The 24,594-nt window shown below is 74.6% G+C and carries 25 protein-coding genes and 1 riboswitch; of the genes, 9 read left to right on the top strand and 16 right to left on the bottom strand.

Annotation, left to right across the window (positions count from 1 at the left end; genetic code table 11):
* Positions 1-26 precede the first annotated feature (26 nt).
* On the bottom strand, positions 27-230 hold the full coding sequence (locus EV384_RS01355) for a cold-shock protein (RefSeq protein ID WP_067305333.1): 204 nt from the start codon (positions 228-230) through the stop codon (positions 27-29).
* A gap of 221 nt (positions 231-451) precedes the next feature.
* Between EV384_RS01355 and EV384_RS01360 the strand changes: the two genes are divergently transcribed.
* On the top strand, positions 452-982 hold the full coding sequence (locus EV384_RS01360; RefSeq protein ID WP_130329347.1) for a GNAT family N-acetyltransferase: 531 nt from the start codon (positions 452-454) through the stop codon (positions 980-982).
* A gap of 43 nt (positions 983-1,025) precedes the next feature.
* Here EV384_RS01360 and paaN read toward each other — a convergent pair whose 3' ends face one another.
* The 4 genes from paaN to EV384_RS01380 form a co-directional block, all read right to left on the bottom strand.
* On the bottom strand, positions 1,026-2,699 hold the full coding sequence (gene paaN / locus EV384_RS01365; RefSeq protein WP_207232210.1) for a phenylacetic acid degradation protein PaaN: 1,674 nt from the start codon (positions 2,697-2,699) through the stop codon (positions 1,026-1,028).
* A 52-nt stretch (positions 2,700-2,751) separates the two neighbouring features.
* Complete coding sequence (locus EV384_RS01370) at positions 2,752-3,771, bottom strand: GNAT family N-acetyltransferase (RefSeq protein WP_130329351.1); 1,020 nt, start codon at positions 3,769-3,771, stop codon at positions 2,752-2,754.
* A gap of 323 nt (positions 3,772-4,094) precedes the next feature.
* Complete coding sequence (gene thrC, locus EV384_RS01375; RefSeq protein ID WP_130329353.1) at positions 4,095-5,384, bottom strand: threonine synthase; 1,290 nt, start codon at positions 5,382-5,384, stop codon at positions 4,095-4,097.
* Positions 5,385-5,396: 12 nt separating this feature from the next.
* A riboswitch (SAM riboswitch) is annotated at positions 5,397-5,530 on the bottom strand.
* 102 nt (positions 5,531-5,632) lie between these two features.
* Positions 5,633-6,607, bottom strand: coding sequence for a DMT family transporter (locus EV384_RS01380; protein WP_130329355.1), 975 nt, complete (start codon positions 6,605-6,607; stop codon positions 5,633-5,635).
* 90 nt (positions 6,608-6,697) lie between these two features.
* Here EV384_RS01380 and EV384_RS01385 point away from each other — a divergent pair, with 90 nt between their 5' ends.
* Positions 6,698-7,003, top strand: a complete 306-nt coding sequence (locus tag EV384_RS01385) for an ArsR/SmtB family transcription factor (protein ID WP_130329357.1) — start codon at positions 6,698-6,700, stop codon at positions 7,001-7,003.
* A gap of 96 nt (positions 7,004-7,099) precedes the next feature.
* On the opposite strand, the gene EV384_RS01390 is transcribed toward EV384_RS01385, so the two are convergent.
* Together EV384_RS01390 and EV384_RS01395 are read right to left on the bottom strand one after the other, a co-directional pair.
* Positions 7,100-8,002: an ABC transporter permease gene (locus tag EV384_RS01390; RefSeq protein WP_130329359.1), complete on the bottom strand. Its 903-nt coding sequence runs from the start codon at positions 8,000-8,002 to the stop codon at positions 7,100-7,102.
* Positions 8,002-10,872 carry an alpha/beta fold hydrolase gene (locus EV384_RS01395; protein ID WP_130329361.1) on the bottom strand — a complete coding sequence of 957 codons (2,871 nt, stop codon included), beginning with the start codon at positions 10,870-10,872 and terminating at the stop codon, positions 8,002-8,004. The genes EV384_RS01390 and EV384_RS01395 overlap by 1 nt, the downstream gene beginning before the upstream one ends.
* 376 nt (positions 10,873-11,248) lie before the next feature.
* On the opposite strand from EV384_RS01395, the gene EV384_RS01400 reads away from it, so the two are divergent.
* From EV384_RS01400 to EV384_RS01430, 7 genes are read left to right on the top strand one after another with little or no spacing between them, the layout of a single operon-like run.
* Positions 11,249-12,421 (top strand): hypothetical protein, encoded by a 1,173-nt coding sequence (locus EV384_RS01400; RefSeq protein ID WP_130329363.1) that lies wholly within the window; start codon positions 11,249-11,251, stop codon positions 12,419-12,421.
* A complete protein-coding gene (locus EV384_RS01405) occupies positions 12,408-15,011 on the top strand; it encodes a sensor histidine kinase (protein ID WP_130329365.1) in 2,604 nt (867 codons plus the stop codon). Before EV384_RS01400 ends, EV384_RS01405 begins: the two co-directional genes overlap by 14 nt.
* Positions 15,008-15,472: a roadblock/LC7 domain-containing protein gene (locus EV384_RS01410; RefSeq protein ID WP_130329367.1), complete on the top strand. Its 465-nt coding sequence runs from the start codon at positions 15,008-15,010 to the stop codon at positions 15,470-15,472. Before EV384_RS01405 ends, EV384_RS01410 begins: the two co-directional genes overlap by 4 nt.
* Positions 15,469-15,954, top strand: a complete 486-nt coding sequence (locus EV384_RS01415) for a DUF742 domain-containing protein (protein WP_130329369.1) — start codon at positions 15,469-15,471, stop codon at positions 15,952-15,954. Before EV384_RS01410 ends, EV384_RS01415 begins: the two co-directional genes overlap by 4 nt.
* On the top strand, positions 15,932-16,693 hold the full coding sequence (locus tag EV384_RS01420; protein ID WP_207232211.1) for a GTP-binding protein: 762 nt from the start codon (positions 15,932-15,934) through the stop codon (positions 16,691-16,693). Before EV384_RS01415 ends, EV384_RS01420 begins: the two co-directional genes overlap by 23 nt.
* 44 nt (positions 16,694-16,737) lie before the next feature.
* Positions 16,738-17,211, top strand: a complete 474-nt coding sequence (locus tag EV384_RS01425; RefSeq protein WP_130329371.1) for a hypothetical protein — start codon at positions 16,738-16,740, stop codon at positions 17,209-17,211.
* 58 nt (positions 17,212-17,269) lie between these two features.
* Positions 17,270-19,534 carry an AAA family ATPase gene (locus EV384_RS01430; RefSeq protein ID WP_130329373.1) on the top strand — a complete coding sequence of 755 codons (2,265 nt, stop codon included), beginning with the start codon at positions 17,270-17,272 and terminating at the stop codon, positions 19,532-19,534.
* A gap of 146 nt (positions 19,535-19,680) precedes the next feature.
* On the opposite strand, the gene EV384_RS01435 is transcribed toward EV384_RS01430, so the two are convergent.
* Genes EV384_RS01435 through EV384_RS01475 form a run of 9 tightly spaced genes read right to left on the bottom strand, consistent with a single transcriptional unit; the run spans position 19,681 to position 24,592 of the window.
* On the bottom strand, positions 19,681-20,034 hold the full coding sequence (locus EV384_RS01435; protein WP_242623898.1) for a gas vesicle protein K: 354 nt from the start codon (positions 20,032-20,034) through the stop codon (positions 19,681-19,683).
* Positions 20,031-20,279: a gas vesicle protein gene (locus tag EV384_RS01440; protein WP_207232212.1), complete on the bottom strand. Its 249-nt coding sequence runs from the start codon at positions 20,277-20,279 to the stop codon at positions 20,031-20,033. Before EV384_RS01440 ends, EV384_RS01435 begins: the two co-directional genes overlap by 4 nt.
* Before the next feature lie 19 nt (positions 20,280-20,298).
* A complete protein-coding gene (locus tag EV384_RS01445) occupies positions 20,299-21,135 on the bottom strand; it encodes a GvpL/GvpF family gas vesicle protein (protein ID WP_130329375.1) in 837 nt (278 codons plus the stop codon).
* Positions 21,119-21,487 carry a gas vesicle protein gene (locus tag EV384_RS37510; RefSeq protein ID WP_242623899.1) on the bottom strand — a complete coding sequence of 123 codons (369 nt, stop codon included), beginning with the start codon at positions 21,485-21,487 and terminating at the stop codon, positions 21,119-21,121. Before EV384_RS37510 ends, EV384_RS01445 begins: the two co-directional genes overlap by 17 nt.
* 1 nt (position 21,488) lies before the next feature.
* Positions 21,489-21,845 (bottom strand): gas vesicle protein GvpO, encoded by a 357-nt coding sequence (locus EV384_RS01455; protein ID WP_130329377.1) that lies wholly within the window; start codon positions 21,843-21,845, stop codon positions 21,489-21,491.
* 1 nt (position 21,846) lies between these two features.
* Positions 21,847-22,191 (bottom strand): gas vesicle protein GvpG, encoded by a 345-nt coding sequence (locus EV384_RS01460; protein WP_130329379.1) that lies wholly within the window; start codon positions 22,189-22,191, stop codon positions 21,847-21,849.
* A 4-nt stretch (positions 22,192-22,195) separates the two neighbouring features.
* A complete protein-coding gene (locus EV384_RS01465) occupies positions 22,196-22,951 on the bottom strand; it encodes a GvpL/GvpF family gas vesicle protein (RefSeq protein WP_130329380.1) in 756 nt (251 codons plus the stop codon).
* Position 22,952: 1 nt separating this feature from the next.
* Positions 22,953-23,402: a gas vesicle protein GvpJ gene (gvpJ, locus tag EV384_RS37515; RefSeq protein WP_130329382.1), complete on the bottom strand. Its 450-nt coding sequence runs from the start codon at positions 23,400-23,402 to the stop codon at positions 22,953-22,955.
* Positions 23,399-24,592, bottom strand: a complete 1,194-nt coding sequence (locus EV384_RS01475; RefSeq protein WP_130329384.1) for an SRPBCC family protein — start codon at positions 24,590-24,592, stop codon at positions 23,399-23,401. Before EV384_RS01475 ends, gvpJ begins: the two co-directional genes overlap by 4 nt.
* Between the last annotated feature and the right edge of the window lie 2 nt (positions 24,593-24,594).

Consider the following 24,594-nt stretch of genomic DNA (forward strand, 5'->3'; position numbering starts at 1 on the left):
AAAGCCGCCCGACGGGCGGCGACGGGTCAGGCGATGACGCGGACCCGCTCGGCCTGCGGGCCCTTCTGACCCTGGGCGATCTCGAACTCGACCCGCTGGCCGTCGTCCAGCGCCTTGTAGCCGTCCATCTCGATCGCGGAGAAGTGGACGAAGACGTCCTGCCCGCCGTCGACGGCGATGAATCCGTAGCCCTTTTCGGAGTTGAACCACTTCACGGTGCCCTGTGCCACGGTGCACTTCCTCACTCTGCGCGGCGTTCCACAAGCCCGGACGCCGGCCGAGGCCGCGCCCGGACCACCGTTTCGGCGATCGGCGACGGCCGCTGAATCGGTGACCGAAATCGCACGCTACACGAGGAGTGACGACCGCGCACGACCACAAATCGGGCATATTCCGGGCAGGATCGGACCCGGCGCGACATGGACGGTCGTCCCTCCGGTATGCATGCGACATGACGAGCGCGCCGACCACGACAGCCACCCGGACGGCCACCGTCCGCCGGGTCCGCCCGGAGGACGCCGCCCGGATGCGGGCGCTGCGGCTGGAGATGCTCGCCGACGCGCCGCTGGCCTTCCTGGAGACCGTGGCGGAGGCCGCCGCCCGCCCGCACGCCGACTACGCGGCCCGGGTCGCCGCCGTGGCGCACGGCACCGCGACGGCCCAGTTCGTCGCCGACCCCGGTGGCCGGTTCGTCGGCCACGCCGGCGGCACCGTCGCCCCGGAGGAGCCCGGCCTCACCGTGATCTACGCCGTCTACCTCACCCCGCCCTGGCGGGGCAGCGGGCTGCTCGCCGAACTGGTCGACGCGGTGGCGGACTGGTCGCGGGCGTGCGGCCGGCCCGAGCTGATGCTGGAGGTGGTGGTTGGCAACGACCGCGCCTACCGGGCGTACCAGCGGCTGGGTTTCGTGGACACGGGCGTGCGGGTGCCGCACCCGAAGATCCCGACGCTGCGCGAACTCCAGATGCGCCGCCCCGCCTGAGCGGACGGGCCCGCCCCCGGCCGGGGACGGGCCGTACCACCGGTCAGGCGTGCCGGCGGCTCTGCACGATGCGGAACCGGTTCGCCACGTACGCGCCGTCGGTCAGCGCGGCGTTGGCGGCCGGGTTGGCGCCGCTGCCGTGGAAGTCCGAGAACGCCGCCGACTGGTTGACGAAGACGCCGCCGGTCAGGTTGCAGGACAGGTGCACGCCGGCGTCGATCGCCGCCGCCTCGGCCGCGTCCAGCACCGCCTCGTCGGTCGAGTAGACCGCCGCGGTCAGCGCGCCCTTCTCCCCCACCGTGCCGCGGAGGATCTCCAGGCTGTGCTCGGTGGAGTCGGTGGCGATGGCGAACGAGATCGGCCCGAACCACTCCCGCGAGTAGGTCGCGGTGTCGTCGGCGGCCAGCTTGACGATGGTCGGCGTCCGGACCACCGCGCCGGGGAAGGACGGGTGCTCGACGGTACGCGACTCCAGCACCGGCTCGCCGACCTTGGTGACCTCGTCGAGGCGCTCCAGCACGCCGTCGTTGACGATCGCGCCGGTCAACTCGACGCCGCGGGCCGGGTCGGCGGTGAGCTTGCCGACCGTCGCGGCGATGCCCGCCGCCACCTCGTCGAAGCTCTTGTGCCCCTGGTCGGTCTCGATGCCGTTCCGGGGGATCAGCAGGTTCTGCGAGGTGGTGCACATCTGGCCGCTGTACAGGGTCAGCGTGAAGCCCAGGTTGCGGCACAGCCCGGCGAAGTCGTCGGTGGAGTCGATCACCACCGTGTTCAGGCCGGCCTTCTCGGTGTAGACGGCGGCCTGCCGGGCGTTCGCCTCCAGCCAGTCGCCGTACTCGGTGGAGCCGGTGAAGTCGACGATCTTCACGCCCGGGTGCAGGGCGAGCGTGGAGGCGAGCTTCTCGCCCGGCGCCTCGGGGGCGAGCAGCACCAGGTTCGGGTCGAAGCCGGCCTCGGCGAGCACCTCGCGGGCGTACTTCACCGTGACGGCGAGCGGCAGGACGGCGCGCGGGTGCGGCTTCACGACCACCGGGTTGCCGGTGACCAGCGAGGCGAAGAGCCCCGGGTACGAGTTCCAGGTCGGGAAGGTGTTGCAGCCGATCACCAGCGCCACGCCCCGCGGCACCACGTGGAAGGTCTTGGTCATCCGCAGCGGGTCGCCCTTGCCGGCGGCCTTCTCCCAGCCGGCTGTCCCCGGGTGGCGGGTCATCTCGGCGTACGCGTAGGCGACCGCCTCCAGCGCCCGGTCCAGCGCGTGCGCGCCGCCGGCCTGGAAGGCCATCACGAAGGCCTGGCCGCTGGTGAACTGCACCGCGTTGGCCAGCTCGAAGATGTGCTTGTGCAGCCGGTCCAGGATCTCCAGGCAGACTCCCGCCCGGGCCTGCGGGCCGGCGTCGCGCCAGGCCGGCAGCGCGACCGTGGCGGCGCCCACGAGCTGGTCGGCCGCCGCGTGCGGGTAGCGGACGTTCAGCTCCAGGCCGAACGGGCTCGCCTCGGTGGCGACGGTCTGGCCGTCACCGGGCTGGTCGAGGGGGAAGTCGCCGTTCAGGTACGCGTCGAAGGCGGCCTTGCCGTCGGCGGCGGCGGTCTCGCCGTACACCCGGGGGCTGGGCGACTCGGGGTAGGCGGACCAGTACCCGCGCTCCGTGATCGCGGTCAGCGCGCGGTTGAGGGTGTCGGCGTGCCTGTCGTACAGGGGGTGCGGGGTCTCCGTCATGCCCGCCATCATGCAACAGAAAGCCCCGCGATCAGTAGGGCCGTGTCACAAGTCAGATCGTCAGCTGCCAGTCCGTCCAGGCGTCGACCGGGCGGAAGCCGAGCTGCTCGTTGATGGTGATCATGTGCCGGTTCTCGGCGGCGTTCCAGGTGTCGATCACCCGCAGCGTCGGCTCGTGGTCGAGCACCCAGCGCAGGTTCTCCACCTTGGCGAGCAGGCCCAGCCGGTGCCCCCGGTGCGCCGGGTCGACGATGGTGATCTGCTGGAACGCGTGCCAGTCGTCGCTCGGACCGCGGTCGATCAGGGTCCAGGCGACCACCCGGCCGGTCGCCTCGTGCACCGCCGCGTGGTGGTAGCGGCGGCGGCCCCGGGCGTCCAGCGCCCGTTCGGTGCCCCGCAGCCGCGCCACGTCGACCTGCTCCGGCTCCCACTCCAGATCGCCGAGGGGCGCGTCGGTCATCAGCCGGCCGTCGAGGTAGGCCACGTCGGCGGCGTACTCCTCCGGGGTGTCGCCCTGCCAGCGGACGGTGCGGTAGCCGGTGGCGTGCGCCCGGGCCTCGGCGGCCAGGGCGTCGAGCGCGGCATGGTCGAGCCGGTCGGTCGCCAGCCGACGGCGCACCTCGGCGAGCACCGGGCGGGCGCCCAGCGCGGCGGCGAACGCGCCGCCCGCCTCCGGTCGGGCAATTCCCCCGGGCAGCGCCGAGACCGCCATCCCCATCACCCGCTTGCGGCCGTGCTCGCGCAGCAGCCGCAGGCAGTGCTCGTGCAGCGCCCGCCCGACGCCCCGGCGCCGGTACGCCGGATGCACCACCAGGTCGACGGTCGAGTTGTCGGTGTTGTCGAGCTGCGGCAGGTCCAGCCCCAGGTAGCCGGCCGGCACGCCGTCGAGCCGGGCCAGCGCCCAGCGTGGCGCGTTGCCCGGCATCGGATGCCGGACGGCGGCGTCGAAGCGCTGCCGGCAGAGCGGCGGGAAGTCCGGCAGGTCGGCCTCGTTGGCCGCCGCGCCGACCCGGTACGCCTCGTCGATCGCGGCCTCGTCGGCGGCGTCGAACGGCGCGATCGTGATGCCCATACCCGCGAGGGTGCGCCAGGAACAGCGATCGGGGCCAGCGAATTAACGCTGGCCCCGATCGCGAAGTTGGTCGGGAGGGACGATCGCACAACGCCATCGGCGCTGGGTCGAAAGAACTAAAAGTCTCCGGCGAAACGCCCTCCCGCACGGAGCATCTTGCGCCGTCCGAATCCTGCCCGTCAAGTCCTTAGCGGCGGGTTTTCCACACTCACAGCGAAAAGCCAGTTACCCGGCGGATCCGCCCGATCCCCCGTCCGGGCGATCCGCCCGTCCCCCACCCGGCCAGCCCCAGGTCCACCGGCCCGGGGCGGGCGGCGGGTGGGTCAGGAGAGGAGGCCGGCGTCGCGGGCGGCGCGGAGGGACGGCTTGATGCGATGGGTGGGGCCGACCTCGGGGGCGACCGCGTCGATGGTCTTCAGGCCCTCGCCGGTGTTGAAGACGACCGTCTCCGCCGTGGGGTCGAGCCGGCCGGACTCCACCAGCTTGCGGAGCACGGCGACGGTGACACCGCCGGCGGTCTCGGCGAAGACGCCGGTGGTGCGGGCGAGCAGCCGGATGCCGGCGCGGATCTCGTCGTCGTCGGCGTACTCCATCCAGCCGTCGGTGCGGCGGACGGCTTCGAGGGCGTAGAGGCCGGCGGCCGGGTCGCCGATGTTCAGCGACTTGGCGATGCCGGTCGGCTTGACCGGGGTGATGGTGTCGCTGTCGGCGTGCAGCGCGGTGGCGATCGGGTTGCAGCCGGCCGACTGCGCGCCGAAGACCTTCCAGCCGCCGGCCGGCGCCTCGACCAGGCCGATCTCGACCAGCTCCGAGAACGCCTTGTCGATCTTGGTGAGCAGCTCGCCGCTCGCCATCGGGATGACCACCTGCGCCGGGATCCGCCAGCCGAGCTGCTCGGCCACCTCGTACCCGAGGGTCTTCGACCCCTCCGCGTAGTACGGCCGGACGTTGACGTTGACGAACGCGGTGTCCTCGAACTCGTCGGTCTCCACCAGCTCCCCGCAGAGCCGGTTCACGTCGTCGTACGAGCCGTCGATGGCGACCAGGTCGCCGCCGTAGACGGCGGTGGTGACGACCTTGCCCTGCTCCAGGTCACTGGGGATGAAGACCACCGACGGCGCGCCGGCCCGGGCCGCGTGCGCGGCGACCGAGTTGGCCAGGTTGCCGGTCGAGGCGCAGGCGTACCGGGTGAAGCCGAGCGCCCGGGCGGCCGTCAGCGCCACCGAGACCACCCGGTCCTTGAACGAGTGGGTGGGGTTCGCGCTGTCGTCCTTCACCCAGAGCGGGGCGGTGATGCCCAGCTCGGCGGCGAGGTGCGGGGCGGCGACCAGCGGCGTGAGCCCCGGGTCCACGGTCACCCGGGTGGCCGGGTCCTGGCCGGCGGGGAGCAGGGCTGCGTACCGCCAGAGGTTCTTCGGGCCGGCCTCGATCTGCTCCCGCGTGACGGTGGCGAGCGCGGCGGCGTCGTAGTCGACCTCCAGCGGGCCGAAACACTCGTAGCAGGCGTGCTGGGCGGCCAGCGGGTAGCGCGCGGAACAGGCGCGGCAGACCAGGGCGCGGGCCGGGCTGAGGGTGGTGTCGATGCCGGGGGCGGCGGGAAGCGTCGACGTCATGTCGAGGAATTCCTCTCATCTTTCCCCGCATCGCACCCTGCGGCGGGGACGGAATTGGCACCTGCCCGCTCCTCGCTCGTCGTCGAGCACGCGGGTGGTTGCCGGGGCGTCGTCGGGCCGTATCCCTCAGCCCCTCTGGATGAGGTATGCAGTTGTGCCGCCGAGTCTATGCACTTACCGCGCGGCTGCCGAGCGGGGTTCCCACGCTGTGAGCCAGCGCCGCTCACCAGCGCCAAGCTCCGCTCACCTCACCGCGCCACCACGGCGATCGGGTCGACCACCGCCGGCCGGTCGGTGACCGCCACCGGGACGGGCGCCGCGGCGCGGGTGGTGGCGGCGCGGGAGCGGGTGACCAGGTTGGCCGCGACCAGGGCGGCGATGGTCAGGGCCGCGCCGACCAGCTCCACCGCGCCGGGCCGGTAGCCCCGGACGGTCTGCACCACGAAGGTGGTCACCGGGACCAGGTTCATGAAGAGAGCGGCGTCGGCCGCGCCGAGCCGCTGCACCCCGGTGTTCCAGGCGAGCACCGCGAGGACGGCGGCGACGATCACGGCGTACGCCAGTTGCGGGGCGACCGCGACGAGGTCGGCGGCGGCCGGCAGGTGCTGCCAGCCGGCGAGGTCGGCGGCGAGGCTGGCGGCGAGCATCGCGGCCGTGCCGGCGACCGCGGTGAGCGTGGTGTAGCGCAGCGGGGACCAGCCGGTGAACCGGCTCGCGCCGTGGGTGTAGACGGCCCAGCCGAGCACTGCGCCGATCATCAGCAGCCCGCCGGCACCGAACTGGCCCAGCCCGTCGAGCCGGCCCCGGGTGATCACCAGACCGACGCCGACGAGGGCGAGCAGCGAGAACCCGAGCAGCACCGGACGGGGGCGGACGCCGTCCCGGACCCAGCGGACCAGCTGGGTGACCAGCGGGGTGGTGGCGGCGAAGAGGGCGATCTGCTGCGGGGCGGCGTGCCCGAGCGCCAGGTTGGTCAGCACGTTGAACCCGGCGAAGCCGAGCACGCCGAGCGCCACCACCTCGACGGGCCGGCCGCCGGCACGCAGGGCGGCCAGGCCCTCCCGGGCCAGCAGCAGGGCGAGCAGGATCGCGGTCGCGAGGACGTACCGGGCGGTGGTGAGGTTCAGCGCGTCGACCCGGGTCAGGGCGCTGGCCAGGACGGGGAACATGACACCCCAGCTGAGCACCGCGAAGAGCGGGAAGGCGGCGTGACGAGAGCGCATCAGAGCTCCTATGTTCGAGTATCGTCGAACCAACGGCACCGACTGTAGGAGCTTGTTCGATGAATGTCGAACAACGGTTACACTGGTCACATGGAGCTGCACGAACCCGAACTGCGCGACGTACCGGTCACCGCCGTGCTCGCGGCGCTGGCCGACGACGTACGGCTGCAGATCGTGCGCGCCCTCGCCGAGGGCGGCGAGTACGCCTGCGGCACCTTCGAGTTCGGCGTGTCCAAGGCGACCCGCAGCCACCACCTGAAGGTGCTGCGCGAGGCCGGCCTGACCCGGACCCGGGTCGCCGGCACCAGCCGGTACGTCCGGCTGCGCCGCGACGAGCTGGACCGCCGCTACCCCGGCCTGCTCGACGCGGTCCTCACCACCCCCACCCGCTCCTGACTTCCCCCGGAGGCGAGCAACTGGGGCATCCCGCCGATGTGGCGGTGTCCGGTCGACCCGGACATCGCCACATCGGCTATCTGACGTTGATCACACTCAGCTCGTGACGTCCTTGCGGGTGAAGCGCCAGAAGGCCAGCCCCCAGAAGAGCGTGGCGTAGCCGACCGCCGAGATCGCGCCCCGGACCACGTCGTCGGTCTGCACCGGCGTGGAGAGCAGCCCCAGCCAGGCGCTGCTGTAGTGGGTCGGCAGGAAGGCGCGCAGGCCGCCGAGCGCGGTGATCTGGTCCAGGATGCTGGAGAGGATCCAGAGCAGCACCGCGCCGCCGACCGCGCCGAGCGCGGCGTCCGTGGTCACCGACAGCAGGAACGCCAGCCCGCCCACCACCAGCAGGACGACCGCCAGGTAGCCCAGCACCGCCAGCAGCCGCAGCAGCCCCTCGCCGGGCGCCAGCTCGGCGGAGACCTGGCTGCGCAGCGGCGACCAGCCGTACCGGAGGGTGCCGGCGAGCAGCGCGGTGCCCGCGAGCAGCAGCAGGGCCAGACCGGAGTACGCGAGCGCGACCAGCAGCTTCACCGTGAGCAGCCGGGCCCGGGGCACCGGGATGGCCAGCAGGTAGCGCAGACTGCCCCAGCTCGCCTCGCTGGCCACCGTGTCCCCGCAGAACAGCGCCACCACCACGACCAGCAGGAACGACGCCGACACGAAGATCGAGAAGAGGGTGAAGTTGAGCCCGCCCGAGGTGGCCAGGTCGACCAGGCTGGCGAACTCGTTGCGCCCGTTGTCCTCGTCGCCACCGGAGTCGAACTGGAACGCGACCAGGATGATCAGCGGCAGCAGCACCATGAACCCGAGCGCCAGCTGGGTACGCCGCCGCGACGCCTGCCGACGGAACTCCGCCGCGAACGGCAGGGTCGCCGACGGCCGGTAGCCGACCGCCGCCCCGCCCGGACCGACCGCGCCGGCCGCGTCCCGCGACCCGACCGAAGAGCCTGCCATCACCGGTCACCGCTTCCCCGAGAGTTCTCGCCGACCAGGGCGAGGAACGCGTCCTCCAGGCGGCGCCGGGGCACCACCCGGTCCACCCCGATGCCGGCCCGGACCAGCTCGGCCACCACCTCGCTGCGCGCGGTGCCGTTGGTGTCCACCACCAGCCCGCCGTCGCCGTCGGGCAGCACCCGTACCCCGTGCAGCCGGTCCAGCACCGTCCGGGCGGCGTCCGGGTCGGTCACCTCGAAGAGCACGCTCGGCGAGTCGCCGACGATCTCCTCGACCGGGCCCGACGCCACGATCCGGCCCTTGTTCACCACCACCGCGTGGGTGCAGGTCTGCTCCACCTCGGCCAGCAGGTGGCTGGAGACCAGCACCGCCCGGCCGTCGGTGGCGTACCGCTGGAGCACCCGGCGCATCTCGGCGATCTGCGGCGGGTCGAGCCCGTCCGTCGGCTCGTCGAGCACCAGCAGCTCCGGCAGGCCGAGCATGGCCTGCGCGATGGCCAGCCGCTGCCGCATGCCGTGGCTGTAGTTCTTCGTCCGCCGGTGCACCGAGGAGCCGAGGCCGGCGATCTCCAGCGCCTCGTCGAAATGCGCGTCGTCCCAGGGCCGCCCGGTCGCCCGCCAGTACGCCTTCAGGTTGTCCAGGCCGGACAGGTGCGGCAGGAAGCCCGGCCCCTCGACCAGCGCGCCGATCCGGGAGAGCACCGGCGACCCGGGTACCAGCCGGTGCCCGAAGACGTAGATCTCCCCCGCCGTCGGCTGGGTCAGCCCCATCAGCACCCGCAGGGTGGTGGTCTTGCCGGCGCCGTTCGGGCCGAGCAGGCCGACCACCTGGCCGGGGTGCACCTCGAAGTCCACGTTGGAGACGGCGACGAAACCGTCCGCGTACTCCTTGCGGAGCTGGCGGACGGCGAGCGGGATGCCCGCGTACTCCGGGTGGACGGAGCTGTCCTGGCGGCGGTGCCGGCGGCGGGCGACCAGGACGACCACGACGAGCCCGACCGCGATCGCGGCGAGCAGCCCGACCAGGACCCAGCGCCAGACGGCGGCGGTGGTGGGGATCGGCTCGCCGTCGACGGTCGGCAGGCTCAGCGCGCCGCCGCCGGCGGCGACCGTGTAGACGGTCGGCTCGGGCGGCGTGGTGTACGCCTGGTCGGAGGTGGCCACGACGACCCGCAGCCGGTGCCCGGCCTCGACCCGGCGGACGATCGCCGGCAGCGTGACCGTGACCGGCTGGGCCGCGTCGACGGTCCTGGGCAGGCCGGTGAGGCGGACCGGGGCGACCAGGCCGTCGGGGAGCGTGGTGGCGCCGTTCGGGTCGACGTCGTAGAGCTTGACGAAGAGCACCGCCTCGCCGGTCGGCGACGCGGCCCGGATCCGGACCGTCGGCGAGCCGACCACGTCCACCGCCTCGGCGAGCGGCGCGGACTCGAACCGGGCGTGCTGGCCGGGGATGTCGCCGGCCACCCCGTTCAGCAGAGAGCCCAGCGCCCCGGCGAACGGCACCGCGGAGATCGCCGCCGGATTGCCGTTGGGCGGGTTGGCGACCTGCTGGGTCGGGCCGCCGATCTCGACCTCCCGGCGGGCGTCCCCGGTCACGCCCGGGTAGTCGGCGGTGCGGTAGCCGGTGGCGACCAGGCCCCGGTCCAGCGCGTCGAAGCCGGCGATCCGGGAGAAGGTGAAGCCGTCGCCCGGCGTCGCGCCCGTTCCCTTGACGTAGTGGTCGAGCCACTGCGCGGTCAGGAACTTCACCCGGTCGGAGTCGCTGGTCGGCCCCGCGCCGCCGTCGTGGCCGCCGGTGAACCAGGCGACCCGCACCGGGGTGCCGGCGGCGGCGATACCCCGCGCGTTGGCGTCCGCCTCGGCCAGCGGGAAGAGGGTGTCCGCCTCCCCCTGCACCAGCAGGGTGGGCGCCTTGATCCGGTCGAGCACGCCGGCCGGGGAGGAGCGGCGCAGCAGGTCCACCGCCCCGGCGTCGGCCCGGCCGGTGGTGGCGATCCGCAGGTACGCGGCGCAGACGTCGGCGGCGAACCGGCCGCAGGACGGGTCGGCGGCGCCGGCCGGGGCGCGCCCGGAACCGGTGCCGGGGCCCGCGCCAGGCTGCGGGCTGGGCGCGCCGGCCGACGCCGGCGCCCCCTGCGGCTGGGCGGCGGTGGTGCCGGAGATGCCGGCCGGCCCCGAGCCGGCGGAGCCGCCGCCACCGAAGAAGATGCCGGCCCAGCCCTTCTTGAACACACCCTCGGTGGGCGCCCTGCCGGTGCTCTCCGGCAGGAAGGCGCGGGAGAGGTCGTTCCAGGTGATCATCGGGACAATCGCGTCGACCCGGCGGTCCTGGGCGGCGAGCAGCAGCGCCAGGCCACCGCCGTACGAGCCGCCGACCACGCCGACCCGGGGGTCGCCGGCGGCGTCGGTCCGGATGTCGGGCCGGGCCGCGAGCCGGTCGAGCAGGCGCTGCGCGTCCCGCACCTCGTGGTCGGGGCTGTCCAGGTGGATCTCGCCGCCGCTGCGGCCGAAGCCCCGCGCGGTCCAGGTGAGCACCGCGTACCCGCGCTCGACCAGGTCCTCCGCGTCCGAGCGGACGGAGTCCTTGGTGCCGCCGAAGCCGTGCGCGAGCAGTACCGCCGGGACCTTCCGGTCGGCGGAGGCGTCCTCCGGCAGGTAGAGCGTGGTGTCCAGGTCGACCGGCTGGTCGCCGGCCGGTCCGGAGCGGACGGTCACCATCGCCGACTCGGTCCGGAAGGCGGGCCGCTCCGGCCGGGCCGCCCAGACCACGGCGGCCGCCGCCAGGACGACCACCACCGACGCGGCCACGACCCGGCGGCGGCGGGTGGCCAGGGCACGCCGGACCCGCGCGGCCGACAGCGGTGATCTCATGCGGCACACGGTACGGGCCGGATCCTGAGCGTTGCCTGAGATCCGCCGTACGTCCGTCCGGTTGGTCCGATCGGCCTGGCGAGTCCGATCGACCGCGCAACGTCCAGAGAATCCCAGCGAGATGAATTCGGATCGCGTCAATTCACATGTAGTCGCATAAACCGCCTCCGATGCGTCCATGATGCATGACTCGCGGGACGCTCTGTGGCCGCAAGGTCAACGAACCGTGACATCGCTCGAAGTGACGCCAAGCTGACTCAACGATGGCAGTCACACCCCCGCGCCGGTCGACTAGTTTTCCGGTCCGGTGTACGGGACTGCGTCGGCGACCCCCGCCACCGGAGGAGTCCCCCGCCGTCGCCGGAGGAGACAGACCATGACAGTCCCCGCGCCGCGGGTCCGTCGACGGCCCTCCGTACCGGGCCGCGTCCTGCCCCTGCTGCTCGTGGCGGCCCTGCTGGCCCCGGTGGGGCTGCTCTTCGCCCAGACGCACCGGCTGACCGGGGACGACCGCGACCTGGCGACCCGGGAACGGCTCGGCGTGCAGTACCTGCGCGCCCTCGGCCCGGTCACCGACGCGCTGGTGGACGCCCAGACCGCCGCGGTCACCGGCCGGCCGGTCTCCCGGGACGCGCTGACCGCCGCGGTCGAGCAGGCGACCAGCGTCGACAGCGCGGTCGGGGACGAGCTGCGCAGCCACGAACGCTGGTCCGGGCTGCGCGCCAAGCTGGAGGCGCTGCCCGACCGGGGGCTCACCGACCCCACCGCCGCCTTCGCCGCGTACGGGGAGGTCACCGACCTGCTGCTCGACCTGCACCGCAAAATCCGGGACAGCTCCGGGCTGATCCGCGACCCGCAGTCCGACTCCTTCTTCCTCCAGGACGGCATCGGCCGCGACCTGCCCGAGGCGATGGTCGCGGCGGGCCGGCTCGCCGACCTGACCGCCCTGGCCGCGCAGCGCCCGGCCGCCGAACGGCCGCAGACCCTCGCCGAACTGGCCGCCCTCCGGGTGGCCGCCCTCGCACCGGCGACCGACCTGGTCGCCGACCTGCGGGCCGCGGTGGACAACTCGGAGAGCACCGACCTCGGCGCGAACGTGCTCACCCCGCTCGACACCTACCAGCGCTCCGTCGAGGCGCTCGCCGCGCTCTCCGCGCCGACCGGCAAGGCGGGCAGCGGACCGACCGACCCCGCCCAGGTGGCCGCCGCCCGGCTCAACGCGCAGGCCGCCGCCAAGCAGCTCCAGCCGGTCATCCTGGACCAGCTCGACGCCCTGCTGAAGGAGCGGATCGACCGGCTCGACCGGGACCGCCTGCTGGCCGTCGCCGCCGCCGCGCTCGCCGGCCTGCTGGTCGTCGTCCTGATCGGGGTGCTGATCGGCGCGTACCTGCGGGCCCGCTGGCGCGCGGCCGACGAGCGGCGGGCGCGCGACGACTCGGGCGCGCTGCCGGCGTGGCAGCCGCCGGCCGAGCCCCGTCAACTCCAACCGGTCGGATCGGGCCGGCCCGGCGAACCCGAGCGGTGGGGGCCCTTCGATGCTGCTCGGTAGGCTCCGGATCCGGGGCAAGCTCGCCCTGCTGGTGATCATTCCGCTGCTCAGCATGGTCGGGCTGGCCGTGCCGGTGGTGCTCGACCGGGTGGCCGCCGCCCAGCGGGCCGGCGACATCGCCGCCACCGTCCGGGTCGCCAGCCGGATCGGCAGCCTCGTCCAGGACCTCCAGCAGGAACGGCTGCTCTCGGTCGGCCTGCTGCTCGGCCGGGTGACCCGCACCGAGCTGATCCGGAAGTCGACCGCAGTCGACGACCGGGTCGCCGACCTGCGGGCCGACCGCCTCCCGGACCGGGTCGCCGCCGCCCTCGACGCCGTACGCAAGCTGGCCGACCTGCGCACGGCCGTGCTGACCGGGAAGGCGACGCCGACCCAGATCATGGACGCCTTCGGCCCGGTCGACATGGCGCTGATCGAGGCGTTGCGGCTGCCGTTCCAGGTGGACACCAACACCTCGGCCGGGCGGCAGGTGCTCGCGCTGGACGGGCTGCTCCGCGCCGACGAGGGGCTGGGCGCCTGCGCCACCCTGATCGTGCTGGTGAAGGCGACCGGCGACCCGACGGCGGCCGCCGCCTACATCGCCTGCATGGCCGCGCTCCAGGTGGACAACCTGCGGTTCCGCAGCCTGATCACCGCCGAGCAGTACCAGCTGGCCATGCTGGACGACGCGGCGGTGACGGCCCGGACCACCCCCACCTTCCTCGTCGACAGCGTCAAGGACCCGGTGGCGGCGATCGCCGCGGTGCCGCTGGACGCCCTCTTCCCGTCGGTCCGCTCGATGATCACCCTCGGCCAGTTCGTGGAGAAGAAGATCGTCGCGGACGTCATCGCCGAGACCACCACCGACCAGCGGGACGCGCTCACCGCGGCCTGGCTGGTCGGCGCGGCGGCCACCCTGATCCTGCTGATCGTGGTGCTGCTCAGCATGGCCGTCGCGCGGACCGTGGCCCGGCCGTTGACCCGCCTCACCCGCTCCGCCGACCGGGTTGCCCGGGTCGCCGAGGCCGAGCTGGTCCGGGTGGTCGACGACGAGTCCGAGGCCGGCCAACCGGTCCGGCTCGACCCGATCGAGGTCCGGGGCCGGGACGAGATCGGCGACCTGGCCCGCGCCTTCGAACGGGTGCAGAGCACCGCCGCCCGGCTGGTCGAACGGCAGGTCGCCGGCCGGCGCAACGTGGCGCAGATGTTCGGCCACGTCGGCCGGCGTACGCAGAACCTGGTCGGCCGGCAGATCGCGCTGATCGACCGGTTGGAACGGCAGGAGACCGACCCGGGGCGGCTGGAGCACCTGTACCGGCTCGACCACATCTCCAGCCGGCTGCGCCGCAACGCCGGCAGCCTGGTCGTGCTCTCCGGCGCGGGCGGCACCGACGGGCACGTGGCGCCGGTGCAGCTCGCCGACGTGGTCCGCCTGGCGCTCGGCGAGATCGAGGACTACACCCGGGTCGACGTGCAGGTCCCGCCGGGGGTGTCGGCGGCGCCCGCCACCGTCGGCGACCTGGTGCTCGCGCTGGCCGAGCTGATGGAGAACGCCACCGCCTTCTCCCCGCCGCACACCCGGGTGATGGTGGGCGGCGAGCTGACCGACGGCGGGGCGCGGCTGACCGTGGTGGACCGGGGCATTGGCTTGACCGAGGAGCGGCTCGCCGAGGAGAACGCCCGGCTCACCCGGCGGGAACGGCTCGACCTGGCCCCGACCGAGGTGCTCGGGCTCTTCGTGGTCGGCCGGCTGGCCCGCCGGCACGGCTGGACGGTGGACCTCGCCCCGACCGCGGGGGGCGGGGTGACCGCCCGGCTGGAGATCCCCGCCGCGCTGCTGGTGGTCCGGCGGCCCGAGCGGGCCGGCGTCACGGTGGCCCGCGCCACCGTTCCGTCCCGGGACCGGCGGGGGCTCGGCGCGCTCACCCGCCCGGGTCGCGCGCTCATCGCCGCCCCGGTCCCGCCGGCCGTCGAGGACCAGCCGGGCTTCGATTCGGTGCTGCTCAGCCGGGCCACCCGCAGCCTGGAGACCGCGGAGTCGTGGAACGCCTTCGGCGCCGCCCCCGAGGTGGCCGCCGGAGCGCCGGCCGCGCCGCCCACCCCCGCCGGCCCGGCCCCCGTCGCGACGCCACCCGTCGCGACGCCGCCCGTCGCGACGCCGCCCGCCGGGCCGGTTCCGGCCGTGCCGCCGCCGGCCTACCCGGTGGACGCCCCGGTCGCCGGCGCGGCGTCCGGCGGCCGGCCGGTGATCCGCCAGCGGGTGCCCGGCGCCAGCCTGCCGCGGACCGTCCCGGTGGCCGGGCCGGTCGACGCCTCCCGCGCCGACCCGTCCGCCGTCCGCGCCCTGGTGGAGGACTTCCAGGCCGGGGTACGCCGCGCCGAGCGGACCGCCGCCCCGGTCGAGCCCACCCCTGACCGGCCCCGGCTGAGCCGACGGGTGCCCGGGGCGAACCTGGCCGTCGCCCCGCCCCAGGCGCCGGTCACCAGCCAGCACCCCGGAGACCCGGCCGAGGTCCGCAACCTCATCACCGAGTTCGAGGCGGGCGTCGCCCGCGCGCTGCGCGAAGTCGGTCCAGACCACCACCGCCACGAAGAGGGATCATCACGGTGACCAGTCCCTTCCTGCACGACAACGTCGACCACCAGCACACCGGGGAACTCAGCCCGGAGGCCCGCACCTTCAACTGGCTCCTCGACTCGTTCACCTCCAGCACGGCCGGCGTGATGGAGGCGATCGCGGTCTCCTCGGACGGGCTGCTGATGGCGATGTCCTCCATCAAGGACCGATCCAACGCCGAGCGACTCGCCGCCGTGGTCTCCGGGATGACCAGCCTGGCCGGGGGCGCGGCCAGCTGGTACGCGCTCGGCGGCTTGAACCGGGTGATCGTCGACATGGCCGAGGGCTACCTGCTGATCAGCGCGATCAGCAGCGGCTCGGTGCTCGGCGTGGTCGCCGACCGGTCGGCCAACCTCGGCACGGTGGCGTACGAGATGACCCTCTTCGCCGGCCGGGCCGGCGGCGCCCTGAGCCCGCGACTCATCGCCGAGCTGAAGAACGCCGTACAGCAATGACCCTGGAGGTGGCCGGCGAGGAACCGGACCCGGAACCTGGCGTCTGGATCCGTCCCTACCTGCGGTCGCCCTCCCCGGCCGGCGAGCCGGCGCCCGCGGCCCCGCCCCACCCCGCCGACGAGGCCGAACGGGACCCCGGACAGCCGAGCGGCCCGCGTCCGTTCGTGCTGACCGCCGGGCGGGTGGCCGGCGCCGACCCGGCGATCGGGCTGGAGACCCAGGTGACCGCCCGGCCGGAGAGCGGGTCGTGGGCGGTGTCGTCTCGGCTCGCCCCGGAACTCCAGGCCATCGTGGCGCTCTGCGCCGACCCGATCTCGGTCGCGGAGATCTCCGCCCGGACGCGGATGCACTTCGGCGTGACCCGGGTGCTGGTCGGTGACCTGCGGGCCGCCGGCCACCTCGACGTGCACGCGGGCGCCGCCGAAGCCCTTGACCCCGACATCGTCCTGCGAGTGATTGATGGACTCCGTGCGATCTCCTGAATGGCCCGCCGCCGCGACCGGCGGGCTCGCCGCCAACAGCGCCGCCGTCCGGTACGGGGTGCCGGCGGGACCCGGCGCGGCCGCCGGCCGGGCCGTACCGCCGGCCCCACAGCCCGCGCCGCCGCCGTACCGGCCACCGGCGGCGCCGGCCCCGGCGACCGCGGGCGCCCCGGCCACCAGGCCGCCGATCCCGGTGAAGATCCTGATCGCCGGCGGGTTCGGCGTGGGCAAGACCACCACGGTGGGCGCGATCTCCGAGATCGCCCCGCTGACCACCGAGGCGGAGATGACCAGCGCCGGCATCGGCGTCGACGACCCCGGCGTACGCTGCACCAAGACCACCACCACGGTGGCGATGGACTTCGGCTGCATGACCATCGACCGCAGCCTCAAGCTCTACCTCTTCGGCACGCCGGGGCAGGCGCGGTTCGGCTTCATGTGGGACGACCTGGCCCGGGGCGCGCTCGGCGCGCTGGTGGTGGTGGACAGCGCCCGGCTGGACGACTGCTACCCCGCGGTCGACTTCTTCGAGCGCGCTGGGCTGACCTTCGTGGTCGGGGTGAACGCCTTCGACGGGCGGCTCGCGCACGACCTGGCCGCGATCCGGTGGGCGCTGGCGATCGGCGACCACGTTCCGCTGGTGCAGTTCGACGCCCGGGACCGGCTCTCGGTCCGGGATGCCCTGCTGGTCGTCCTGGACCGCGCGCTGGACCGGGCGACCCGGGAGAGGGGTGCCTGAACCGACCGTCGGTTCGACCCGTTTCATGGAAAGGGGTGGACGTGATGAGAGGTGATCTGGACGAGACACTGGCCCGGCTGGCCCGCCGCGAGGAGGCGCTGCGCCGCCGCGCGGGCGGCCCGGGCGAGGAGGCCGCCGAGGAGGAGCCCGCGGCGGCCGGGTCACCCCGGGACGGGCACGGCGCGTACCGGTTGCGGGGCGGGACCCGCCCGGTCGACCGGGACCCGGTGGAGGAGGTGGCCGAGGCGGTCCGCCAGGTCGTCGCCGAGCACCCCGGACTGGTCGTCACCCTGCGCGTGGAGCACGACGGGCAGGCGTACCCGCTGCGGGTCTCCTGGGCCGGGCCGGACGTGACGGTCGGCGCGGAGGCGACGGTCGCCCCGCCGCCGGTCTGGCCGATGTCGGTGAAGACCGTGCCGGCCCCCGGGCAGGACGGGCTGAGCGCGGACCCGGCGGCCCGGCTGGCCGAGATGATCCGACGCGATCCGTCGCTGCTGGAGGACACCGGGCCGCTCTGACGCCCGCCGGGCGGGCACCGCCCGGCACGGCGTGGCGCCGGCGGCTACTGTCGGGCGGGTGGCGGAACCCGACCTGACCCTGACCGCGAGCCTGCGGCCGGCGGCACTGGACGCCCGCCGTGGCGTCGTCCGCCTGCACCCCGAGGTGCTGACCGCGCTGGCGCTGCGCCCCGGGGACCCGGTCCGGCTGGCCGGCCGGCGGGTCACCGCCGGGATCGCCGCGCCGGCCGGGCCGACCGCGAGCACCGCCCTGCTGTACGCCGACGACCTGCTGCTGGGCAACCTCGGCGTCCGGGACGGCGGGCAGGTGACGGTCAGCCCGCTGCCGGTGACCCCCGCCCGTCGGGTCACCCTGACCGGCCCGGTGGAGATCGTCGCCGCGGTCTCCCCCGAGATGCTGCGCCTCGCCCTGCTCGGCAAGGTGGTGACCGCCGGGGACGACGTCTCGCTGCTGCCGCAGGACGTGCTCCCCGACGCCTCGGTCCGCAGCCTGGTCGAGGCGGCCCGGCGCAGCCTGGCCAACACCGTCGGCTACGCCTGGACCAGCACCCTGCTCACCGTCACCGCCGTCGAGCCGGACGCCGGCGCGCTGGTCACCATGGACAGCGTGGTCGGCTGGGAGCACGGCCCGGCCACCCGCGGCTCCGGCCCGGTCGGCCAGGACCCCACCGGCCGGCTCACCGGCCCACCGCCAGGTGACCGGGCCGGCGGCGCGCCGTCGTCGGGTCCGGCCGGGGCGCCGGAGCTGGTCGGGGCGGAGGAGGCGCCGAGCGTCGACGAACTGCCCGGGCTGCGGGCGCAGGCCGAGGAGCTGACCGAGCTGCTCGACCTGGGCTTCCACCACCGCGAGGTGCTCGGCCGGCTCGGCACCACCGTCTCACTCGGCGTCCTGGTCAGCGGGCCGGCCGGGTCCGGCAAGGCGGCGCTGGTCCGCGCGGTCGCCGCCCGGGTCCGCGCCCGGGTCTGCCCGGTCTGGGCGCCGGAGGTGGCCGCGCTGAGCAACGAGGCGGCGGCCCGCCGGCTGCGCGAGGCCGCCGCCGCGGTACGCCGGGACGGCCCCGCCGTCCTGCTGGTCACCGACGTGGAGGCGCTCGCCCCGGCCGACGGCCCCGGGCCGGTGGCGACGGTGTTCCGGCAGGTGCTCGCCGAGACCGTCCGGGCCGGCGGGGCCGTGGTCTGCACCACCAGCCGGCCGGAGGCGGTGGACCCGGCGCTGCGCGCCCCGGACCTGCTCTCCCTGCGGATCACCGTTCCCCTGCCGGACCAGGCGCTGCGCCGGGAGCAGCTCACCGTGCTGACCCGGCAGGTGCCGCTCGCCGAGGACGTCCGGCTGGACGAGGTGGCGGGGCGTACCCCCGGGTTCGTCGCGGCCGACCTGGCGGCGCTGGTCCGCGAGGCCGGGGTGCGCGCCGCGCTGCGGCAGAAGACGGCCGAGACGCCGACGGTGGCGATGGACGACTTCGCCGCCGCGCTGGAGGTGGTCCGGCCGACCACGATGGCCGCGTCCACCCTGGAGCTGGCCTCGGTCACTCTCGACGACGTCGGCGACCTGGTCGAGGTGAAGGAGACGCTGACCGAGTCGGTGCTCTGGCCGCTGACCTACCCGGACACCTTCGCCCGGCTGGGTGTGCAGCCACCCCGGGGCGTGCTGCTCTACGGCCCGCCGGGCTGCGGCAAGACATACCTGGTCACCGCGCTGGCCGGCTCGGGCCGGGCGAACGTGCTCTCGGTGAAGGGCGCGGAGCTGCTCTCCAAGTGGGTCGGCGAGAGCGAACGCGCGGTCCGGGAGCTGTTCCGCCGGGCCCGCGAGGCGGCGCCGACGCTGATCTTCCTGGACGAGGTGGACGCGCTCGCCCCGGTCCGCGGTCAGGCCACCGACGGCGGTACGACGGACCGGGTGGTCGCCGCCCTGCTCACCGAGCTGGACGGGGTGGAGGCGCTGCGCAACGTGGTGGTGGTCGGCGCGACGAACCGACCGGACCTGGTCGACCCGGCGCTGCTCCGCCCCGGCCGACTGGAACGGCTGGTCTACGTGCCGCCGCCGGACGGACCGGCCCGGGGGGAGATCCTCCGGGCCGCGTCCCGGAACGTGCCGCTCGCCCCGGACGTGGACCTGGCCGCGCTGGGCGAGGAGCTGGCCGGCTTCTCGGCGGCCGACTGCGCCGCCCTGGTCCGGGAGGCTGCCCTGGCCGCGATGCGTGAGTCGCTGACCGCCGCCACGGTCACCGCCGCCCACGTCGAGGCCGCCCGCCGGCGCGTCCGCCCCTCCCTGGATCCCGCCCAGGTCGCCTGGCTCGCCGCGTACGCCAAGCAGCGGCGCTGACGGATCGCTCCGAGAGGGCGTCCCGCGCGTCGCCCTCAGGAGACCTGTTCGCCTGCCGGCCTCCTGCGGTGCCGCACGCGTCAGGGACGGGTCCGACGGTCACGGCGGCAGGGTAGGCAGCGGTTTCCGCTGCGGCTGCCCCGCCGTCAGTCCGTGGGTAGCAGGGGGCCCAGCGGGCCGAGGTCGAGGTTGAGGTCCTCGGGCGACAGGCCGAAGTACTCGCGGAGCTGGGCCATCTGCTGTTCCAGGGCCATCAGCGTGGCGCCGACCCGCTCGATCTGCTCCTCGGTGAGGTCGCCGAGGTCGACCCGGCGCAGCGCCTGCCGCTCCATGAGCTGGCGCAGCAGCTCGATGACGGTGAGCACCAGGCTGGCCAGGCCGCGCTCGACCGAGTCGGAGTCCACCGCGAGCCGGCGGTCCAGTGGGCGGACCCGCGGGGCCTCCCACCGCGGCTCCCCCAGCGCCGCCGCCAGGTCCGCCGCCTCGTCCCGCTCGGTCACGGCTCGACCTCCAGGACGGGCCCCGAGGTCGCGTCGGGCAGCTCCGGCGGGGCCAGCGCCCCGACCGAGGCGATCAGCGCGCGCAGCGAGATCCGGACCAGGTCGATGTCCGCGATCGCCAGGGTGATGTCCCCGGTGATCACCACCCCGGTGGCGAGCACCCGGTCGAGCAGGTCGACCAGCGCCACCGGCCGGTAGGCCAGCGGGTCGTCGGCGCTGCTGGGCGCGAGCGAGGTCAGCGCCATGCCGGCCTCCGTGCGGCGGTCACGCCGGCTCCCGCCCGGTATGCGCCGGCTCGGCCGGCGGCTCGGCCACGAAGGAGTACGGCGGCCAGGGCCCGGTCAGCTCCAGCCGGAGCTCCGGGTGCCGGTCGGCGAGGGCCCCGACCAGCTCGGAGAAGCCGTCGAAAGCGGCCCGGTCGACCAGGTACGCCCCGTTGAGCACCATCGCAGTGGCCGCGCCGGAGAGGCGCCGGTCCTGCGGGGCGTGCCGGCGGGCGGCGACCGCGTATCCGGTCAGCGCGGTGTGCACGGAGGCGGCCGCGTCGGCGGCGACCCGCTGCCCCTCCTCCCGGGCGGTGAGCTGGGCCTTGCGCCGCCGCAGGTACGCCGCACCGGCCCCGCCCCCAGCCTCGGGCTCCGCGCCACGCGGCACCGCGCCGGGGACCACGTACCCCTTGACGCCCCACTCCTCGCGGCCGGTGAGCCGGGCCAGCGTGCCGGTCAGCTCGTCGCGCCGCTCGGTGAGCACCCGGGCCACCCGGTCGTCGTCGCGGTGCACCGTGGCGAGCCGGGCCGGCACCACCGCGCCGGCCCGCGACAGGGCGTCCACCACCGTGTGGTGGGTCCGCGCCGCCCGCTCCAGCCAGGCCAGGTCCTCCAGGTTGCGGCGCAGCGCCGCCTCGCCGTACTCGGCGAGCGGGGCGGCGCTGACCACGGCGGTCAGGCCGGCGGCCCGGACCGGGCGGACCGGGGCGCCGTCCATCCCGGTGATCCCGGAGAGGGTGGCCGGGTCGACGTCGGCGGTCACGACGTGCAGCCAGACGCCCGTGCCGGTCTCCGGCGCGTCAGCCGTCGGCGTGGTTTCAGCGGTCGTACGCATTCGGCTCCTCCAGCTCGGCGCGGGCGGCCACCCGGGGCCGCCGTGAGGCCTCCACCTCCTCCGGGTCGCGCGGCCCCGGCTCGACAGGCGGGCGGGCCCGCGAGCTGAGCCACGGGTCGTGCTCCCACCAGTCGATGCCGATCTGCCGCGCGGTGTCCACCGAGGCGATGACCAGCCGCAGCTTCAGCGTCAGCAGCTCGATGTCGAGCAGGCTGACCCGGATGTCACCGGCGATGACGATGCCCCGGTCGAGCACCCGTTCGAGGATGTCGCCCAGGTTCGCCGGCTCGTTCCCGGCCGGCAGGACCTGGGCCGAGTTCTGCACCACCGAGGGTGTCCGCGGCATCGTCATCTCAGCCCCCGTCGCCCTTGCCGCGCTGGTACCGGCGGGACCGTCGGTAGCCGAGCAGGCTGCCCGTCATGTCCAGCTCGACCTCGTAGAGGCCGAGCAGGTCGGTCGAGGCCGGGATCCGGTGGTCCTCGACCACCTCCACCCCGACCAGCCAGCCGTCGTCGGTGGGCTGGATCGAGGTGATGCCGAGCGGGTCCTTGCCGGTCAGCCCGACGATCTGGCGCAACCCCTCCCGGGCCGCCTCGGCGGCCGACACCTCCTCGTACTCCTCGTCGGCGTACCGGCCGCCGTCGTCGCCGGCGCCCCGGTCGCGCCAGCGCTCCCGGTCGCCGTCGCCCCGGATGCGTGCTGCCGTCATCTCACTCCCCTCGCCCGCGCTGGTCAGCCCGTCGACCGGCGGTCCGTCGCCGTCCGGTCTCCCGGCCGGCCGGCGGCTGCCGTCGGCCGGCGGCCTCGGGACGGGTATGCCCCGCGCCGCCGGCCGGCGTGGTCAGCCGGTCCAGGACCTGCTGCTGTCCCCGGTCCCGCTCCTCCGGCGTGATGTCGCCGGCCGCCGCCGCCTGGTCCAGGTCCTCCAGCTCGCGCCGGATGTTCACCGGGTTGTGCTGCTGCGACTCCCCCTCCCGGGCGATCACCTTGACCACCGCGGTCAGCCCCCGCACCGGGGCGTACGGCAGGGTCAGCAGCCCCCAGAGGATGTCCATCTGCTCACTCCGCCAACTGGTGCGCGCTGACGAAGTCGTACGGGGCGAGCGGGCCGAGCAGCCGCATCCGCACGAGGTCCCGGCGCTGCTCGGCGAACTCCTCGGCGGCGTCGATGAACTCGGCCTCTCGGTCCGCCTCGACCAGGAAGGCGACGTGCACGGCGTCCAGCTCGCTGCTCGGCGGCCGGGCCACATTCGCCACCGACACTCCGGTGAGCGCGTCGATCAGCTGGGCGTTCTCCGCCTCCCGGCGCAGCTCCACCGCCTGGGCGATGATCTCGCCGAGCCGGATCCGCTGCTCCCGGGTGACCTCCACCGGCTGGCCCCGCACCTGTCCGGCCAGCTCGGCGGCGCCCGGGTTGTCAGCGAGCACCCTGCTGATCAGGGCCTGCTCGTCGTAGCGACCGTGCAGGATGTACTGGAGCTTCCCGTCGAACTCGGCCAGGGCGTCGGCAAACCGGTCGTGGTGCGCCTCGAGCAGGTCGATCACCGCGTCCTCCCCCGTCACCACCGTGCCGAACCGCACCGGCAGCACCGGGGCCACCGCGGCGGTGCCGTCCAGCAGCGTCTGGTACGCGGTGAGGTCCGCCGGGCGGCCCAACGCCTCTTCCAGCCCCACCTCGCTCACCAGGGCGGCGAGTTCGCCGTGCTGGACCGCCGTCACCTCGCCCGGCGGGTCGCCGACCCCGGCCGCGTCCGAGGTCGGCTCCACGTCGGACGGCACGATGCCGTAGATGAACAACCCGGTCTCGTCTGCCATCTCAGCGCTCCTCGTTCCGTCGTCGGCGGGGCCGCTCGCGTCCGGTCGCGTCCAGGACCTCGCCGGTCACGGTCCGGCCCAGCTCGCCTGTCGTGCCGCCCAACTCCCGGACGGCTCCGCCGGCCTCGCCGACGGTGTCGCTAAGGCCGGCGGTGACCTGCCGGGCCGCGCCCGTGACATCGCCGACCAGACCGGAGAGACCGGCACCCTCCTTCGGGGAGATGTCGAGCCGGTCGGTCATCTCGGCGAACTTCATGTACGTCTCGATGCTCGCCACCACGACCCGCGCGTTGATCTCCACCAACGGAATGCCGACCACGCCGATGGTGACCTGGGCGTCGATCACCACGCCCTTGTCCAGCACGGTCTCCACCACGTCGGCGAGACCCGAGGCGGCGCCCCCGCGTTCCAGGGCGCCCCCGGCCTCGCCGCCGCTCGTCGCGATCGTCATTCGCCACGCTCCTCACGCCGGCGGCGGACCACCGGACGACGCGGGGGCTCCGGGGCACGTCGGGCCGCCGGGCGGGGGCGCTGCGGCTCCTCGCGCGGCTCCCGCGCCTCCCGCGGCGGCTGGCGGCGGGCCCGCTCGGGCTGCCGGCGACGCGGCGGCGGCTGCTCCTCCTCGGGCTCCTCCCCCTCGTACCCCTCGTCGTAGTCCTCGCCCTCTTCGTAGGCCTCGTACTCCTCTTCCTCCTCGGGGGGACGACGCCGCTGCGGCGGGCGGCGGCGGCGCTCGGCCGGCCGGCGCTCCTCGCGCTCCTCCTCGGGCTCCTCCGCCCGGCCCGCCTCCTCCTGCTCGCGCTGCTCCTGCTCCTCGCGCAGCGCGGTCTCGTGGTCCTTGACCACCTGGGAGTCCTTGATCTCACCGCGCCAGCCCTCGACCGAGTCCGGGTCCAGGACGGTCTGGGTCATCACGTGCCGGACGAAGTGCTTCAGCTCCAGCCGCACCCGTCGGCCCTGGGCCCGCCACAGGTTGCCGGTGTGCTCGAACAGCCCCTGCGGGTGGTACTCCAGCACGACCAGGATCCGGGTGAGGTTCGGGCCGACCTCGTGGAAGCTGACCGTGCCGTCGACCGAGCCCTTCTCGCCCTTCGAGCGCCAGTGGACCAGCTGGTCCGGGATCTGCCGGACGATGGTCGACTCCCAGCTCCGGTGCGACCAGAAGACCTGTGCCTTCCAGGTCATCTTCTCGTCGGACTCGTTGTCGGCCTGCTCGACCTTCTTCATGAAGCTCGGGAAGTCGCCGAACGTCGTCCACTGGTTGTACGCGACCCGGACCGGCACGCCGACCTCGATGGCCTCGACGATGTTGGTGACCTTGAGCTTCTTCTTGCCCTTGCCACCCTTGCCGCCGCCACCACCGAACGTCGACATCAACTTCTCCTTACCGCCGGCCAGGCCGGCATGGAACATGGCCTTCATCGGGGAGTGCCCCTCGGCGAGCTTCTGCGCGCCGGTGGCGGCGGCGATCAGGCCGGGCCCGCCGCCGGCCTTCGCGTACTCGCTGAGCCGGCCGGTGGCGCCGGTGAGCCGCTCGGTCACCACCTGGACCGCCCGCTCGCCGATCGCGCTCGCGAGGTTGCGCAGTTCCCCGCCGAGCTGGTCGCGCGCCCGGTCCGCGAGGTTGGGATTGGCCGCCATGG

The sequence above is a fragment of the Micromonospora kangleipakensis genome (genome assembly GCF_004217615.1).
Classification (GTDB): Bacteria; Actinomycetota; Actinomycetes; order Mycobacteriales; family Micromonosporaceae; genus Micromonospora; species Micromonospora kangleipakensis.

Bases quoted from the DNA above. Each gene is read 5' to 3' on its own strand.
- EV384_RS01360 (WP_130329347.1), top strand. From the start codon at position 452: ATGACGAGCGCGCCGACCACGACAGCCACCCGGACGGCCACCGTCCGC.
- paaN (WP_207232210.1), bottom strand. From the start codon at position 2,699: ATGACGGAGACCCCGCACCCCCTGTACGACAGGCACGCCGACACCCTC.
- EV384_RS01370 (WP_130329351.1), bottom strand. From the start codon at position 3,771: ATGGGCATCACGATCGCGCCGTTCGACGCCGCCGACGAGGCCGCGATC.
- thrC (WP_130329353.1), bottom strand. From the start codon at position 5,384: ATGACGTCGACGCTTCCCGCCGCCCCCGGCATCGACACCACCCTCAGC.
- EV384_RS01380 (WP_130329355.1), bottom strand. From the start codon at position 6,607: ATGCGCTCTCGTCACGCCGCCTTCCCGCTCTTCGCGGTGCTCAGCTGG.
- EV384_RS01385 (WP_130329357.1), top strand. From the start codon at position 6,698: ATGGAGCTGCACGAACCCGAACTGCGCGACGTACCGGTCACCGCCGTG.
- EV384_RS01390 (WP_130329359.1), bottom strand. From the start codon at position 8,002: ATGGCAGGCTCTTCGGTCGGGTCGCGGGACGCGGCCGGCGCGGTCGGT.
- EV384_RS01395 (WP_130329361.1), bottom strand. From the start codon at position 10,872: ATGAGATCACCGCTGTCGGCCGCGCGGGTCCGGCGTGCCCTGGCCACC.
- EV384_RS01400 (WP_130329363.1), top strand. From the start codon at position 11,249: ATGACAGTCCCCGCGCCGCGGGTCCGTCGACGGCCCTCCGTACCGGGC.
- EV384_RS01405 (WP_130329365.1), top strand. From the start codon at position 12,408: ATGCTGCTCGGTAGGCTCCGGATCCGGGGCAAGCTCGCCCTGCTGGTG.
- EV384_RS01415 (WP_130329369.1), top strand. From the start codon at position 15,469: ATGACCCTGGAGGTGGCCGGCGAGGAACCGGACCCGGAACCTGGCGTC.
- EV384_RS01420 (WP_207232211.1), top strand. From the start codon at position 15,932: ATGGACTCCGTGCGATCTCCTGAATGGCCCGCCGCCGCGACCGGCGGG.
- EV384_RS01425 (WP_130329371.1), top strand. From the start codon at position 16,738: ATGAGAGGTGATCTGGACGAGACACTGGCCCGGCTGGCCCGCCGCGAG.
- EV384_RS01440 (WP_207232212.1), bottom strand. From the start codon at position 20,279: ATGGCGCTGACCTCGCTCGCGCCCAGCAGCGCCGACGACCCGCTGGCC.
- EV384_RS01445 (WP_130329375.1), bottom strand. From the start codon at position 21,135: ATGCGTACGACCGCTGAAACCACGCCGACGGCTGACGCGCCGGAGACC.
- EV384_RS37510 (WP_242623899.1), bottom strand. From the start codon at position 21,487: ATGACGATGCCGCGGACACCCTCGGTGGTGCAGAACTCGGCCCAGGTC.
- EV384_RS01455 (WP_130329377.1), bottom strand. From the start codon at position 21,845: ATGACGGCAGCACGCATCCGGGGCGACGGCGACCGGGAGCGCTGGCGC.
- EV384_RS01460 (WP_130329379.1), bottom strand. From the start codon at position 22,191: ATGGACATCCTCTGGGGGCTGCTGACCCTGCCGTACGCCCCGGTGCGG.
- EV384_RS01465 (WP_130329380.1), bottom strand. From the start codon at position 22,951: ATGGCAGACGAGACCGGGTTGTTCATCTACGGCATCGTGCCGTCCGAC.
- gvpJ (WP_130329382.1), bottom strand. From the start codon at position 23,402: ATGACGATCGCGACGAGCGGCGGCGAGGCCGGGGGCGCCCTGGAACGC.
- EV384_RS01475 (WP_130329384.1), bottom strand. From the start codon at position 24,592: ATGGCGGCCAATCCCAACCTCGCGGACCGGGCGCGCGACCAGCTCGGC.